Annotated in this window: 14 protein-coding genes; 3 read left to right on the top strand and 11 right to left on the bottom strand. The window is 69.0% G+C overall.

Annotation, left to right across the window (positions count from 1 at the left end; all coding sequences use genetic code 11):
* Window positions 1-37 precede the first annotated feature (37 nt).
* The 11 genes from rplW to ACFWA7_RS18855 all read right to left on the bottom strand — a co-directional run bounded on the left by rplW (window position 38) and on the right by ACFWA7_RS18855 (window position 9,837).
* A complete protein-coding gene (gene rplW / locus ACFWA7_RS18905) occupies window positions 38-358 on the bottom strand; it encodes a 50S ribosomal protein L23 (protein ID WP_371654200.1) in 321 nt (106 codons plus the stop codon).
* Entirely contained in the window at window positions 358-1,008 is a 651-nt protein-coding gene (rplD, locus tag ACFWA7_RS18900) for a 50S ribosomal protein L4 (protein WP_327369309.1), read from the bottom strand. The genes rplW and rplD overlap by 1 nt, the downstream gene beginning before the upstream one ends.
* A gap of 7 nt (window positions 1,009-1,015) precedes the next feature.
* Window positions 1,016-1,660 carry a 50S ribosomal protein L3 gene (gene rplC, locus ACFWA7_RS18895; protein WP_067163147.1) on the bottom strand — a complete coding sequence of 215 codons (645 nt, stop codon included), beginning with the start codon at window positions 1,658-1,660 and terminating at the stop codon, window positions 1,016-1,018.
* 14 nt (window positions 1,661-1,674) lie between these two features.
* The gene (gene rpsJ / locus ACFWA7_RS18890; RefSeq protein ID WP_003948644.1) at window positions 1,675-1,983 is read right to left on the bottom strand and encodes a 30S ribosomal protein S10; all 309 of its coding nucleotides are present in this window, start codon (window positions 1,981-1,983) and stop codon (window positions 1,675-1,677) included.
* A 522-nt stretch (window positions 1,984-2,505) separates the two neighbouring features.
* The gene (locus ACFWA7_RS18885) at window positions 2,506-2,916 is read right to left on the bottom strand and encodes a contact-dependent growth inhibition system immunity protein (protein WP_385823983.1); all 411 of its coding nucleotides are present in this window, start codon (window positions 2,914-2,916) and stop codon (window positions 2,506-2,508) included.
* Window positions 2,917-2,935: 19 nt separating this feature from the next.
* A complete protein-coding gene (locus tag ACFWA7_RS18880) occupies window positions 2,936-3,220 on the bottom strand; it encodes a polymorphic toxin type 28 domain-containing protein (protein WP_385823994.1) in 285 nt (94 codons plus the stop codon).
* Between the two features lie 112 nt (window positions 3,221-3,332).
* Entirely contained in the window at window positions 3,333-3,737 is a 405-nt protein-coding gene (locus tag ACFWA7_RS18875) for an Imm50 family immunity protein (protein WP_385540295.1), read from the bottom strand.
* Entirely contained in the window at window positions 3,730-4,191 is a 462-nt protein-coding gene (locus ACFWA7_RS18870; RefSeq protein ID WP_385540292.1) for an Imm50 family immunity protein, read from the bottom strand. The genes ACFWA7_RS18875 and ACFWA7_RS18870 overlap by 8 nt, the downstream gene beginning before the upstream one ends.
* A 38-nt stretch (window positions 4,192-4,229) precedes the next feature.
* A complete protein-coding gene (locus ACFWA7_RS18865) occupies window positions 4,230-8,861 on the bottom strand; it encodes a putative T7SS-secreted protein (protein WP_385823981.1) in 4,632 nt (1,543 codons plus the stop codon).
* Window positions 8,861-9,496, bottom strand: a complete 636-nt coding sequence (locus ACFWA7_RS18860) for a hypothetical protein (RefSeq protein WP_385823979.1) — start codon at window positions 9,494-9,496, stop codon at window positions 8,861-8,863. Before ACFWA7_RS18860 ends, ACFWA7_RS18865 begins: the two co-directional genes overlap by 1 nt.
* Entirely contained in the window at window positions 9,493-9,837 is a 345-nt protein-coding gene (locus ACFWA7_RS18855; protein WP_385823977.1) for an SseB family protein, read from the bottom strand. Before ACFWA7_RS18855 ends, ACFWA7_RS18860 begins: the two co-directional genes overlap by 4 nt.
* 391 nt (window positions 9,838-10,228) lie before the next feature.
* Here ACFWA7_RS18855 and ACFWA7_RS18850 point away from each other — a divergent pair, with 391 nt between their 5' ends.
* From ACFWA7_RS18850 to ACFWA7_RS18840, 3 genes are all read left to right on the top strand, one after another.
* Window positions 10,229-11,077 carry a helix-turn-helix domain-containing protein gene (locus ACFWA7_RS18850; protein WP_385823975.1) on the top strand — a complete coding sequence of 283 codons (849 nt, stop codon included), beginning with the start codon at window positions 10,229-10,231 and terminating at the stop codon, window positions 11,075-11,077.
* 49 nt (window positions 11,078-11,126) lie between these two features.
* Complete coding sequence (locus ACFWA7_RS18845) at window positions 11,127-11,717, top strand: Uma2 family endonuclease (protein WP_385540283.1); 591 nt, start codon at window positions 11,127-11,129, stop codon at window positions 11,715-11,717.
* Between the two features lie 219 nt (window positions 11,718-11,936).
* Complete coding sequence (locus tag ACFWA7_RS18840) at window positions 11,937-14,084, top strand: PIG-L family deacetylase (RefSeq protein ID WP_385823973.1); 2,148 nt, start codon at window positions 11,937-11,939, stop codon at window positions 14,082-14,084.
* The last annotated feature ends 164 nt before the right edge of the window (window positions 14,085-14,248 follow it).

Genomic DNA, 14,248 nt, shown 5'->3' with positions numbered 1-14,248 from the left:
CTCAGTCCTCGTCCGATATTCGGACCAGGGCGCTCCGTTAGGAGGCCTGGCCGAAGATGTCGATACGGTCGCCCTCAGCAAGGGTCACGATGGCGCGCTTGGTGTCGGCACGCTTGCCGAAACCGGTCTTCGTGCGCTTGCGCTTGCCCTGGCGGTTGATCGTGTTGACCCCGATGACCTTGACCGAGAAGACCGCCTCGACGGCCTGCTTGATCTGGGTCTTGTTGGAGCCCGGCTTCACGATGAACGTGTACTTGTTCTCGTCCAGCAGCGCGTAGCTCTTCTCGGAGACGACCGGCTTGATCAGCAGGTCGCGCGGGTCCGAGAAAGTCTTGCTGGTAACGGTCGCCTCACTCATCAGGCGTCGCTCCCTTCGGTCTCAGCGGTCTGGGGGCCAGACACGAAGGACTCGAAAGCGGCCTGGGTGAAGACCACGTCGTCGGAGACGATCACGTCGTACGTGTTCAGCTGGCCCGGCTCCAGGATGTGCACCTGGGGCAGGTTGCGAGCGGACAGCCACGCGGCCTCGTCGGCGCGGTCGACGACCAGGAGCAGGTTCTTGCGCTCCGAGATCTTGCCGAACAGCGTCTTGGCGGCCTTGGTGGAAACCGCACCCTCGACCACGCCGGTGACGACGTGGATGCGGGAGTGGCGCGCCCGGTCGGAGAGGGCACCGCGCAGGGCGGCGGCCTTCATCTTCTTGGGGGTGCGCTGCGAGTAGTCACGCGGCTGCGGGCCGTGGACGACGCCACCGCCGGCGAACTGCGGCGCACGGGTCGAACCCTGACGGGCGCGGCCGGTGCCCTTCTGGCGGTAGGGCTTCCTGCCACCACCACGGACTTCGCCGCGGGTCTTGGTCTTGTGCGTGCCCTGGCGGGCAGCCGCGAGCTGAGCGACGACGACCTGGTGGATCAGCGGAACGCTGGTCTTCGCGTCGAAGATCTCCGCGGGGAGCTCGACGGTCCCGGCCTTGTCGCCAGCCGGCGAAAGGATGTCAATGGTGCTCATCGGTTCCTCAAACCCCCTTGGCCGCAGTACGGACCAGGACGAGGCCACCGTTGGGGCCGGGGACGGCGCCCTTGATGAGCAGCAGACCCTTCTCGGCGTCAACGGCGTGGACGGTCAGGTTCTGGGTGGTCACACGCTCGTTGCCCATGCGACCCGCCATGCGGAGGCCCTTGAACACACGGCCAGGGGTGGCGCAGCCACCGATGGAACCGGGCGAGCGGTGCTTGCGCTGGGTGCCGTGACCGGCGCCCAGGCCCTTGAAGTTGTGACGCTTCATGACACCGGCGAAGCCCTTGCCCTTGCTCTTGCCCGTGACGTCAACCTTGACGCCGGACTCGAACACCTCGGCAGTGATCTCCTGGCCCAGCGTGTACTCGCTGGCGTCAGGGGTGCGGAGCTCCACCAGGTGGCGGCGCGGGGTCACGTCGGCCTTGGCGAAGTGGCCCTTGAGGGGCTTGTTCACCTTGCGCGGGTCGATCTCGCCGAAGGCGATCTGGACCGACTCGTAGCCGTCGACGTCGTTCGTGCGAACCTGCGTCACGACGCACGGCCCGGCCTTGACGACGGTGACCGGAACAACGCGGTTGTTCTCGTCCCACACCTGCGTCATGCCGAGCTTCTCGCCCAGGACGCCCTTGATGTTCTTGCTCATCTCGGCCCGTCCCTTCAGAGCTTGATCTCGATGTCGACACCGGCCGGCAGGTCGAGACGCATCAGCGAGTCAACCGTCTTCGGCGTGGGGTCGAGGATGTCGATGAGGCGCTTGTGGGTGCGCATCTCGAAGTGCTCGCGAGAGTCCTTGTACTTGTGCGGCGACTTGATGACGCAGTACACGTTCTTCTCAGTGGGCAGCGGCACCGGGCCCGCGACCGACGCACCAGTGCGGGTCACCGTCTCGACGATCTTCTTCGCCGAGGAGTCGATGACCTCGTGGTCGTAGGCCTTGAGCCGGATGCGGATCTTCTGTCCCGCCATGGCTACCTAGTAGTCCTTTGTCTCGTAACGCTCTGGAACCCGGGGGTTCTACCGACTCTGTCTCCGACCCACGCGGTCGGGCGTGTCGCACTCCCTCTACGCAGAAATCCCATAAGGATTTCCCAACCAAGGGGATGCGGGCCGTGAGACCGCGCTGTGCTCAATGAAGAGCGTGCCCAATGAAGAGCAGTCGGGGGCAGAACACCCACCGGGCGCCTGGTCGGAGCCCCGCTGACACTTCCCGAAAGATTCCCGTACGTCCGCCCCAGCGCTGCCGCAGGCGACAGATAAGGCGACGAGTACTGTGGGACTCGCTTCCGGTCCTCCCGGCGGGAGGCGCGCAGCATCGGCACTCAACCGAGCAACCCCGACAGTCTGCCACACGGGGCGGTGGCCTGGCCAATCGAGCCGAGGATCGTACCCCACGTCACATGGGGGCATGCACGGGGCGGGCGCCGCGGGCCGCCGAGCGGCTCACCGGGGAGGACAGGGATCTCGCCCCAGCCGCCGCGGGCACGATCATCAGTCCGGCGCAGAGGCAAGGAAGGCATCGGCTTCCGGCTGAACGTACGGGGACAGGCCGGTCAGCATGCCGAGAATCTCCCTCAGCTCGCGCGCCGACTCCGGCATCGCCTGCCACAGCGACGGCTTCCGCGTCAGCACCGCCGACAGCAGATCGTCGTCAAAGAAGCCGCCGGCCGCCTGATTCGGCGCCGTGTCACGCAGAACCTCCAGGGCCGGCAGCAGAAGCCAGGGGAGCCCGACGTCCTGCCCGATCAGGCGGCGCAGCTCGTCCGCGTCGAGAGACCCGACCGGTCGGCGGCGGAGGCTGTGCACGGCCCTGACGAGACCGGTGGCGCCCTCCGGAGGATCCGGCCACCGATTGCCTTCCAGCTCCTCCAGCGACTTGTTGCGGTCGAACGGCTTGGCCACAAGTATTCCTCTCGAAGCGTCATCGGTGACCGATGGAATGGAGGAACCCATTCAGACAGTCAAGTATCTGGGTGGTTTCCTTGTGCTTGCTCAGCAGGACTTCGAGACCGCGCGGGGTCATCCCCTCAGACGGCCTCCTTATCTCGTCCTCCAGTACCCGCCGTACGCTGTCGAGCCCGTTCCTTGCCTGCTTCAAGTCGGCTATCTGATCGAAAGGCGTGCCGTCCGCCTTTCGGGCCACTACTTCACCTTGTGATTCCCGCCGAGCAGCGTCGTAGTGATTGTGGTTCGGTTCGGAATTAATGTCTCCGACCAGGTCCCTCTTTAGGTTTTCAAGTTCCTGATCGCCTTCATGGAGTCCTCGCGCAGCCCCAGCTCACGGCAGGGGCTGAGGCCCCACACCTCCCCGCATGGGCCTACTGGCCTCCCGCAAGGTAGACGCGGCTCTTCACGAGCGACGCCTCAGTCGCCAGAAATTCAGCGCCCTGCTCCGCGGCCGCGCCAGAGATCGCCACAGCGAGGCGTCCGTCCGCCGTCCGCGTCAGCGAGAAGTCGTGGTGCGCCTGCCCCGTCCACCCCGAGATCCGCAGCTCAGTCACGCCAACGAATTGCACATAGAACTCGAACGTATTGAACTCTGCGTCCAGCCATTCCTCACGGGGGTTCGCGGGAAGCTTCCGCGTCTCGAATCCCAAGGTCACGGATTCGAGACGTTCATCCACGTGAAAATAGAAGAGGTCGCACGCATTCAGCCCCGGGGGGACCTCGTAGAGTTCCCTCACCGCACCGGGAACCGTCAGGAATTCAGTCCAGTCAGACACGCTCGAAGAAGACTTTCTCATAGGTCGCGGGTACGGATTCATATCGGATCGCATCAATCCTGCGGGCATACCGATGAGCGCCCCCATCGGACCCGTCGCCGTCCGGCGTGAAGACGCTGACATGCCCGGCAACAAGGGACGCACTGCTGTCGAACGTCAGATCGACTCCATCGCCGACAACCGCCACACCCAGGCGGTGCCGCTCCAGCGGACGGAGTTCGACGCGCGCGACCGCCGGGGGTTCCCAGTGCGACAGAACGAGGTCTTCGACCGCGAGGAACTGGACATGGCACTGCACCGCGCGTCCGCTGCCACGCTCCCACCCGTCCGGGAGCCGATCCGGTCCGGGCAGGTCCAGCCGGAGCGTCACGGTCGGACCGCGCCGATCGAGATGGACCGAGCGCACCCGTACATCCACAAGATCCGGAACGGCTTGGTAGAACGGCGTGAACACCTCGGGGTTTACCAGAGAATCAGCCCAGGTCAACGAAATCAGCCCCGGTCGTAGTAGTAATGTTCGTCCGCGCCGGGAATCTGCCCGTTCCGCGTGTCGTCGTACGGGCGCACATGCACATGTGGACCTTGATATCCAGGCGTGCCGGGTTCTTGATGTCCGAACCAGTGGTCCTGATAGACGACGATATCCCCGTTGGGCGTCTCATACCATTCCTGTCGATAGAAGATCGGCTTATGGTCTGCCCCCATCAACTGCTTCCCGCCTTGCCATTCCGGAGTGGTGGCCGGAATGTAATCATTGACATCGAACGGCTCGGCGCCTTCCGGTATACCAGCATCCCGCAGCGCCTTGGCCTTCGCCTCCTCCCTCCCGCGCCCGACCCTCTTCGGCTTCGTGCACTCCTCGGGAGCGAGCCCGAGTGGATCGGCCCAGCGGTGCGGGTTGTGGACATATGCCGCCGGATTGGGGGTGGGCGCCAGGCCGAGCGGGTCCGAGGACAGATACCGCCCCGCCTCAGGGTCGTAGTACCGGAAATAGTTGTAGTGCAACCCCGTCTCCGGGTCGAAATACTGGCCCGGGAACCGCAGCGGGGTATAGGCGGTCGCGTCCGACGTCCACGTCGTCGTGCCCCACAGGGTCGACCTCGTGCGCCACGCGATCTCGCCGCGCTCGTCGATCAGTTCGCTCGGCGTGCCCACCAGGTCCGTGGCGATGGCGAAGAAGCGTTCGTCGATCGCCTCCTGGGGCGCCTCGGCTGCGCCGATGCGTTCCGTCTGGGCCAGTGGGCGCAACCCGTCGTGGTCCCAGGTCAGCGTGACCGGGTTCGGCGCCCCCGGCCCCGTCGTGGTCTGTTCGCACAGGGTCGAGCCGTCCCAGGTGAAGAGAACCCGCTCCCCCGCCGCCGACTCCTTCGCGACGCGGCGGCCCAGCGGGTCGTACCGGTAGTGCCAGACCGTGCCGTCGGGCGTCGTCACAGACGTGAGGCGGTCCTCGGCGTCCCACGCGTACCGCCAGGTGTCCGGCTTGCGGGACAGCCGCGTCCTGCGGCGCAGCACCACCCGGCCCTGCGCGTCGTGCTCGTAGCGGACACCCCCGGCCCGTGTGATGCGGGTGCCCGCGTACGCGCGCGTCCCCGTCGCCTCCTGCCCCGGATGCGTCGTCGGCCAGCTCGCCTCCGTCTGGTTGCCCGCCTCGTCGTACGCGTACCGCTCCGTCCAGTCCTGGGCGTGGACCGCCGTCACCCGGCCCGCCGCGTCGAGGTCGAAGCGACGCGGGCCCGACAACTGGTCATCGACCGCGACCAGGTTGCCGTCGTGGCGATACTCGTACGCCCGGTGCTGGACCCGCCGGCCGCCCGCGCCCGTCACCGACTGCTCCGTCAGCCGGCCCAGCGCGTCGAACACGTGCGAGAGCTCGACCGTGCCGCCCACCCCACGGCCCACCTCCCGCCCCGCCTCGTCGTACGAGAAGGACAGCCTGCGCCCCGACGTCGTCAGCTCGCTCCGGCGCCCCGCCGCGTCGTACGTCCATGAGCTGGCAGCACCCCCGGGCGTCGTACGGCCCGAACGTCGACCCAACTCGTCGTACGAGAAGGCGAGCCGTCGGCCGTTCACCGTCTCGGCCTTGAGGCGGCCCGCCCGGTCCCGCAGCCAGGACACCGTCGCGTCCGGGTTCTCCGCGCGGGCCAGCTGGTCGGAGAGGTCGTACTCGAAGGTGGTGACCACTCCGGCCGCGTCCTCGCGGACCACCTGGTCCAGCTCGTTCCGCTCGTACCGGATGGTCTCGCCCAGCCCGTTCGTACGGGCCACCAGCGCGCCGACCTCGTCGTACGCGTAACCCAGCACCCGGCCGTCGAAGTCCGTCTCGGAGACCAGCCGCCCGGCCGGGTCGTACAGGTAACTCCACCTCAAACCCTGCGGGTTGGCGACCCCCACCAGCCGCAGCTCCGTGTCGTGCGTGAACTCGTACCGCACGTCGTCCGGCCCCGTCCGCGCCGCGAGAAGGTCGAAGTGCGTGTACTCGTACGTGGTCACCGCGCCCAGTGCGTCCACGTGCCGGAGGCAGTTGCCCTCACCGTCGTACGCCCAGCTCTGCGCCGTGCCGTCCGGCTCCACGCGTCGGGCGATCCGGCCCTCGGGCGTCCACTCCAGCCGGGTCACCGCACCCAGCGGATCCGTGACGGCCACCGGGCGGCCGAAGGCGTCGCGCGAGCAGCTCGTGATAGCTCCGAGCGGATCGACCACCTCGACCGGCAGGCCCGTCGCGTCGCACCGGACCCGCGTCACCCGCCCCAGCCCGTCCGCCACCGAAGCGAGGTGACCCGCCTCGGTGAACGTGAAGCGAGTCGTCACGCCTGCCGGGTCGGTCACCGACGTGCGGTTGCCGCGCTCGTCATACGTGTGGCGCCACTCCGTCCGGTCGGGCGCGACCACCGAGACCGGCAGGTCCAGCTCGTTGTACGCGACCGAGGAGCCCCGCCCGTCCGGCCGTGTCACCCCCACCGAATTGCCCCGCTCGTCGTAGGCGAGGCGCGTCACCCGCCCCAGCGCGTCCGTCCGGGACAGCAGCCGGTGGTGCCGGTCCCACTCCGAGCGCGTCACCGCCCCGGTCGGGCCGGTCTCCTCGACGATCTGCAACCGCTCGTTCACCACATAGCGGGTCACGGCTCCGAGCGAGTCGGTGGCCGTCGCCGCCCGCAGGCCCGTCGCCGGGTCCGGCTCCTCGTAACGGAAGGCGTACCGCAGATGGCCCGCCTCGCCCGTCTCGAAGACGCAGCGGTCCCGGTCGTCGTACTCGTACCGGTACGAGCTGTCGTTCCGGTCGGTCCACGACGTGAGGCGGCCACGCTCGTCGTACGAGAAGCGCAACGGCAGGCCGGACGAGTCCACCACTTCTGTGAGCTGCCCGTGCGTGTAGCCGTAGCGGATCAGCTCGCCCGCCCCGGCGAGGGCGACAACGGTGATCCGACCGTCCACAGTGGTGAGTTCGAGGCGGTAGCCGCCGCAGTGGGAGATCGAAGCCGGGGCGCCGTCCGCGTCGTACTCGAAGGTGACCCAGTTGCCGTTGCGGTCGTCGATCTGCACCAGTGGCGCGGTCCCGTCGATCCGCTCCAGGAAGTGCCGGACATGGCCGGTTTCCGGGTCCACGACCGTGTAGCCGCCGTCGGGCGTACGGTCGAGCGGCAGGCGCGGTCCGTGCTTCGGCATCACCGGCACCCCGGGCGCGGGGTGCGGGTACTCCAAGAGCTTCCCGTCCTCCGTCACGAAGATCACGCCCTCGGCGTCGATCTCCAAACGCTGGTCGGCGGTGCAGGCCCAGGACGGCCCGAGCCACCGCCCGCAGTCGTAGCCCGACTCCGTACGACGCAGGAAGAGCAGCGGCAGGGCACCTGCCAGCGAGACATCCGTCTCCGACAGGAAGACGCGTCCGGAGGCGACGTCCACGGGGTCGCCGCACTCCTTCTTGGCCTCGTCGGGCCGCGACCTGCCGTGCGGGTCGTTTTTCGCCGCCCGCCGGGCCGCGTTCACCCCGGCGCTCTCGGCACCTTCCTTCGCTCCCGCGCGAAGCGTCCCTTTGAGTAGCCCGCCACCCTTGCCCCCGATGAGTTCGGGCACCATCCGCCCCGCGAACTCGCTCGGGTCCTTCCTGGCCGCGTCCCTCATGTCGCTGAACGTGCGGTCTGGGTGGACGGCCGCCGACTCCAGACCGGCGAGGGTCATGTTGACGTGCTTGTAGTAGTCGGCCGGGTGCGTGAGGTTGTACGGGTCCATCGGGTCCAGGCCGCGTACGAAGTTCAGCAGGCCTCCGGTCCCCTTGGCGATGCCTCCGCCGAAGTGGGCCAGCTCGATGCCCTCGCCCACGACCGAGTCCATGACATCGGCCTTGGCGCGGGAGAGCGGCGGAGGCTCCTTCGGGGCGTGGGCGAGCGCCAGCGCCACGGCGGCCCTGGCCGTCTCGGCCGCCTCGTTGCGCTGCCGGCGGGCGTCGCGGAGGATTTCGGCGGCCCGTTCCCGCTGCCCCTTGCCCGGATCGCTGAACGGTGCGGGACGCGGCCCGGGGTCCTCCCCCACCTTCAGCTTGGCGTTGAAGGCGTCGGCCTTCTTGTTGTAGTCGTCGCGGGCGTCCTCCGAGGCCCTCTTGCTCTCCTTGTAAAGGAGGGCGGCTTCCTTGGCCCTGCCCTGGGCCCAGGTCACCGTGGAGGCGTACGCGTCCAGCGCCCCCGCCGCCTTCGCGCAGGCGTCCGCCGCGTGAAGCCAGTTCGTGGGATGCGTCGCGAACTTGGCCCGGAACGCGTCGCCCGCCTCACCCCTCCAGTGCGACGAGTCAAGGCTCCTCATGCCCTGGCCGACCCGTTCGAAGGCGCCCTTGAAGGTGGTGAGGTGCTTCGCGGTCCCACGGATCTTGTCCGGGTCGCCGTGCACCAGTTCGTTCGCTTCGTCGGTCTGGCCCAGCTGTTGCTCGGCGACGTCCGCGCCCATGCCGGAGGCGAAGTCGTCGGCCCAGTCCTCGACCTTGTCGGCGATTCCCTCGGCGCCGACGTATTCAAGGGCGTCACCGGCCGCGTGAGCCGCCCGGTCGACACCCTCCCCGACCTTCTTCTTGCTCCAGTCGATCCCGTGTTCGATCTTGCCGAGCCCGGAATTCGCCAGCTTCCCCCAGTCCGGCATCAGTCACGCCCCCAGTGCGCCCGGTCGACGACCTCCTGGTCCGGGTCGGTGACCTGCCGGGACACCTCATCCACTTCCGCACGCGTCCGCTCGTCGATGACGCCGAAGTCGTTCAGCTGGTCCATCACACCCGCCTGAACGTCGTACGCGGTGTTGTCCCAGGTCCGGTTGATGTCCTTCTGCGCCTGCTTGAACGAGTCGGCGCTGTAGTCCGCGCCGTCGAGCGGGGTCTGCGTCAGCAGATCGCCCCAGCCCTTCTTGACGACCTCCTCCTCGCTCAGGTTGGGATTGCCGTTGAGCGAGTTGGCCAGCACCTTGAAGCTGTCGCCGACGTAGTGCTCCTGCTCGTAGATGAGGCCCGCCGACAGGCCGACGCGGTGCGCGAAGCCGTTGCCCTCGTGGACGAGGCTGCGTATGCCCCACTCCCAGCGGTCACAGAACGCCTTGAACTCTGAGGTCAGCCCGGAGTGGCCGAGCTCCATGCCCGACAGGGCGAGCCCGGAGAAGCCCCGGCCGAGCGACCCCTCCCCCACCATCCCGATGTCCTTGAGCTCACCGAGCGTCTTGTTGATGCCGTCCGTGATCGAAGCGAGAGCGGCCTTCGGTGCCGCGAGGTCCGGGGTCTCGCCGCTCATGCCGACACCACGGCACTGTCCGGCACGATCCCGGCGACCGGCGGAAACACCGTGCCGTCGTCACTGCCCACGTCAAGGGCGACCCCGCCCGGCACACCGAGCGCGGGCACTGCCACGTCCAGCAGCCGCGCGCCGAGGATGCGCTGATACGCCCACTCCCGCGCGCCGTCCCCCCGCACAACCGCGAACCGCGCCAGCGCCGCCTCATCGGAGAAGGCACAGATCCACCGGACCCGACCCCGGTCCGCCGTCCAGAGACCACCGTCGATGAGTGGCACGAGCACTGCCGTACGCCGAAACGAACCCAGCTGTCTCTCGAACTGCGCTATGTCGGCACCCACCCGGCAACCGTACTGAGGCCCCTTTGGCCACAGCATGAGTACCCCTACTCGGACAGCTTGTACGGGGTGAAAGTGGCCGGGAAGGTGCGGTCGGGCCGATCCTCACCGGGTCGCGGACGGCCACGACCCGGTTGCTCACGGGGTGGCTGTCCGCGACCCGGTGCTCCGCGACATCAAAGGCTTTTCAATCCGGAGGGAAAACACCCTTCCCAACCCCTCCAGCCTCCCATCACCCACACGGGTGATCTGCGCCAACTGGACTGGATTCCGGGAGGGTTGAGCGGCATATGCTCGCCGCGACCGAGCAACAACTGCGGACATGCGTCGGCCCCCGGCCGGGACTAGCGATCCCGATCGAGGGCCTAACCACCAAGGAAGTAGCACCTTCCCGATGGCTCTTCAGCACCTTAGCGCGCCCTCGCGCGCCACGTCCCCCGTTCCCGGCGGCACCCCTCGTTCAGGTGTCATCCACGTCAACACCCGGCACACCAGCCGCTACACCGTCGTCGGCAACCACCTCGCCCAGCACCGCGAGCTCTCCCTCGTCGCGATCGGCCTCGCCGTCCACATCCAGTCGCTGCCCGCAGGCGCCCGCATCAGCATCAAGACGCTGGCGGACCGCTTCCCGGAGGGCGAGACGCGCATCGCGGCGGCCCTGCGGGAGTTAGAGGCATACGGGTACCTGGAGCGGACCCGCGAACGCCTGCCCAGCGGGCGGGTCGTGACGCGGACTGTGTCGTACAACCAGCCGGGAGTCCGAGCGGAAGCCGCCGCGCCTCCCACCCCGGAAGTCTCGAAGGCTCTGGCCCACGCCATCCCGGAGTCAGACGTCCCCCCGACCCCGGCTCCACCGGCCGGCGCGGCCGCCACCCTTCTTCCTCAACTCCCCCACGCGGGAGCCGACTTACTGGCAGACCTCCGCCGCCACGACCCCCGCCTCCTGCTCTCCGAACGGGACGTCCACCGCCTCGCGCCCGCCGTCGCGGCCTGGCTGGAACGCGGGGCCGCGCCCGAGGCGGTAACCCGCACCCTGACGGCGAACCTCCCGGAGTCCCTGCACCACCCGACCGCCCTGCTCGCACACCGCCTGACCACACTGCTGCCGCCACCCCTCCCCGTACCCCCGGCAATGGCACGTCCGCGCCCCCTCCAGACGTGCGAGGACTGCGACCGGGCCTTCCGCGACACCGGCCCCGGCCGCTGCCGCGACTGCCGAACCGCCCCCTCGGAGGCCGCCTAGCATGAACGTGACGACCCTTGCCCCCGGGCACAGACGAGGAGCGCACGCCATGAGCATCGCCCCGGACGACGCACAGCAGGCCACCTCTCCCCTGTACCGGGCCATGCGGGAATTCCTTCAGTCGATGGACGACACCATTCCCGGCAAATTCGAGATCACCAAGGAAGGGATCGTCCACGACATGATGTCCCCGAGCCGGCCTCACGAGCTGACCGCTCTACGCCTGCGGAAACGGCTTGAGAAGGTCATGCCGGAGGAACTCGCGGCCCACACAGGGGCGCCCGATGTGGAGGACGAGCCAGAGAGCATCCTGCGGCTCCCCGACATCATCGTGATCGCCCTTGCCGACATGGAAGGCCAGGACTCCTTCGACCCCCGCACCCTCATCGCCGCGATCGAGGTTGTCTCCCGTTCCAACCCGGACAACGACTGGGTGGGCAAGGTCAAGGACTACCCCCTGCTCGGGATCCCGGTCTATGCGATCTTCGACCCCCGCACCGGCACGGGCGCAGTCCTCACCGACATCCATCCCACCCCCGACGGCCCCCGCTACGCCACCCGCAAGGACTTCGTGTACGGCGAGGACGTCACCATCGCCGACTGGACGATCCCGACGGACGGCCTGCCCCGGTACGCGTAAGGGCGAGCCGTCCTCATGACTGCGGCCCCACCAAGCCCCCCAGCAAATAGAAAGCATCCACAAAGAAAACTCCAATCAAACCAATTCCAACCACCCCGCAAATCACCCGCTAATCGAATTTCCCCGAGCAACCAGCACCCCCCCTCCCCCCGTCTAGTCCGGCGACCAAGAAAAGCGATCCGAGACAGTCGAATCAGCGGACGGGGACGGGGAACGTACGTGTTCGGAGCAAGCAGGTACCGGCGTCCCAGCAGACGCGCCGTCCTCGGCGCCTCGGCCGCCGTCGGGCTCGCCGCAGCCGTCGGGTCGTGCTCCGTCCCCAGCAGCCAGCGGCACCGCAGCGACAACCCCACCGCCGCCCCCGGCCAGCCCGTCTCCGCCGGGCAGCGGGCCGTGCTGATGCAGATCGTGGCGCACCCCGATGACGACCTGTACTTCATGAACCCCGACACCCAGCACGCGCTGGACGGCGGGGCCAAGATCGTCAGCGTGTATCTCACCGGCGGGGAGGCCAACGGGGACAACCGGGTCGTCAGTGATCCCTCCGACCGGATCTACAACAAGGCCGCCTACTCCTCCGCCCGGCATCAGGGGCTCCGGCAGGCCTATGCCTCGCTGCTCGGCCTGCCGGTGTTCACCCCCTGGCAGAAGTCCGTCCTCGACCTGCGCGGCGGACACCGCGCCGAGGTCAACACGCTCGTCCACAACGGGCGCCACGCCGAGCTCGTGTTCCTCAACACCGCCATGCACACCCTGCGCGGCGGACGCATGGGCCTGCCCAGCCTCTGGGAGGACCGGGCGCTTTCGCTGCCCGTCGTCATCGCCGAGGGGTCGCCCCTGCGCACGGCCGCCCCGTACACGTACGACGAACTCGTCGAGGTCGTCGCCGGGCTGCTCGACATGTACGCGCCCACCCTCGTCCAGACCCTCGACCCCGACCCCGACATCCAGCACAGCACCGAGAAGGCCCGCCAGCACGACAGCGAGCAGCCGGGGTACGCCGACCACGCCGACCACACCGCCGCCGCCTCCTTCGCCTGGGCGGGGATGGTGCGGTATGTCGCCCAGGCCACCGAGCAGCAGAGGGGCGTGCCCGGGTTTGCCGTTACCTCCTATCGCGCCTACTACAACCGGCACTGGCCCAAGAACCTCCCTCCGGCCGTCCTCGCCGAGAAGGCCTCCCACCTCAAGCCCTACGGCGGCGCCCCCGACTGGCAGTGCGGCAACCCCGGCGGCTGCGGGGACTACAACGTCGGCGGGAAGCGGCCGCTGACCAACTGGAAGGGGTGGGTGCGCTCCACCCACTACCGCTTCCCCGGGCCCCGGCCGGTCGTCGGCGACGAGCCCGACGGGCGGCTCGCCGCGTACGGGGTGCTGGGGCTGCGCGCCGTGCGGTGGCGGGAGACCGCGCCCGGCAGCGGGCGGTTCGGGGCGGCGGACGACCTCGGCGGCGGGCCGCTCGCGCCCGTGCTCGGCGGGGCCGCGCTCAGGGACGGGCGGCAGCTGCTCTTCGGGGTGCGGTTCGCCGCGATAGCCGGGCGCGCCGGCGCCAACACGAGGGAGGTCGTTCTCCTGGAGCAGGGCTCCCCCGGCGGGCCCTTCCGGGCCTGGCGGGGGCTGGGGAATCCGGAGGCCGGTGACGACCGGGGGCGCAGGATCGGCTCCCCCGTCGCCGTCACCGCCCCCGACGGCCGCGTCCATCTGTTCGTACGCAACGCCGGCAAGGGGGTCAGTACGCGTGTGCGCGAGGCGGACGGCTCCTGGGGCTCCTGGCGTGCGCTCGGCGGGGAGACCGTGCAGGACGGGCTCGGCGCGACCGTGGACGCCCAGGGGCGCGTGCACGTCTTCGCGCCGGGGTACGACTTCGTCCACCACTGGACGCAGGAGGCGCCCGGCGAGCCCCTCGCCTACGTCAGGAGCGGGCCCCGGCTGCCGCTCGCCGTCGGCGCCCCCACCCCCGTGGGCCTGCCGGAGGGTGGTGTGCAACTGCTCTACCGGACGCTCACCGATCCACGGAAGACCAAGGGCAAGGGGCTCGCCCCTGCCGACCCCCGGCTCGTCTCCGTACGCGCCGATGGGACCGGCCGCACCCCCGCGCCCCACGACTTCGACGGATACGGGCCCGTCGGCGCGCTCCTGGCACCCAGGGACGGGCTCGTCGTGCTCGGCAAGGACGTCAAGGGGCGGGTGCAGGCCCTCGTCGGGGGTGAGCGCCGGATCCGTACGCAGGGCGCCGTCCCGGTCGACGCCCCGACCCTGCACCTCACCGCACGCGGGCCGGTCGCCGTCGGCCTCGGCGTCGACGGGGCGCCGTGGGTGTGGGCGCTGGGGTCGGCCGGGGCTCCTCCGGTGCGGGCCGCGGGCTGAGACCCGTACAGAAAGCCGCGGGCTGAGACGCGCACAGCAAGAGGGCCCCGCACCAATCGGTGCGGGGCCCACTCTAGGTTCAGATGTTCGAGCAACACTCTCACAAAACAAAGAATTAAATGTTTTTCAGTAATCAAGTGCCCGCGCCCACGGTCCCGCCCCCC

Origin of the sequence: Streptomyces sp. NPDC059994 (assembly GCF_042737755.1) — a bacterium.
Lineage (GTDB): Bacteria > Actinomycetota > Actinomycetes > Streptomycetales > Streptomycetaceae > Streptomyces.
This window is presented reverse-complemented; position numbering and strand designations above follow the sequence as displayed.

Excerpts from the sequence above, each read along its gene's own strand:
- rplW (WP_371654200.1), bottom strand. The coding sequence starts at position 358 with ATGAGTGAGGCGACCGTTACCAGCAAGACTTTCTCGGACCCGCGCGAC.
- rplD (WP_327369309.1), bottom strand. The coding sequence starts at position 1,008 with ATGAGCACCATTGACATCCTTTCGCCGGCTGGCGACAAGGCCGGGACC.
- rplC (WP_067163147.1), bottom strand. The coding sequence starts at position 1,660 with ATGAGCAAGAACATCAAGGGCGTCCTGGGCGAGAAGCTCGGCATGACG.
- rpsJ (WP_003948644.1), bottom strand. The coding sequence starts at position 1,983 with ATGGCGGGACAGAAGATCCGCATCCGGCTCAAGGCCTACGACCACGAG.
- ACFWA7_RS18865 (WP_385823981.1), bottom strand. The coding sequence starts at position 8,861 with ATGCCGGACTGGGGGAAGCTGGCGAATTCCGGGCTCGGCAAGATCGAA.
- ACFWA7_RS18860 (WP_385823979.1), bottom strand. The coding sequence starts at position 9,496 with ATGAGCGGCGAGACCCCGGACCTCGCGGCACCGAAGGCCGCTCTCGCT.
- ACFWA7_RS18850 (WP_385823975.1), top strand. The coding sequence starts at position 10,229 with ATGGCTCTTCAGCACCTTAGCGCGCCCTCGCGCGCCACGTCCCCCGTT.
- ACFWA7_RS18845 (WP_385540283.1), top strand. The coding sequence starts at position 11,127 with ATGAGCATCGCCCCGGACGACGCACAGCAGGCCACCTCTCCCCTGTAC.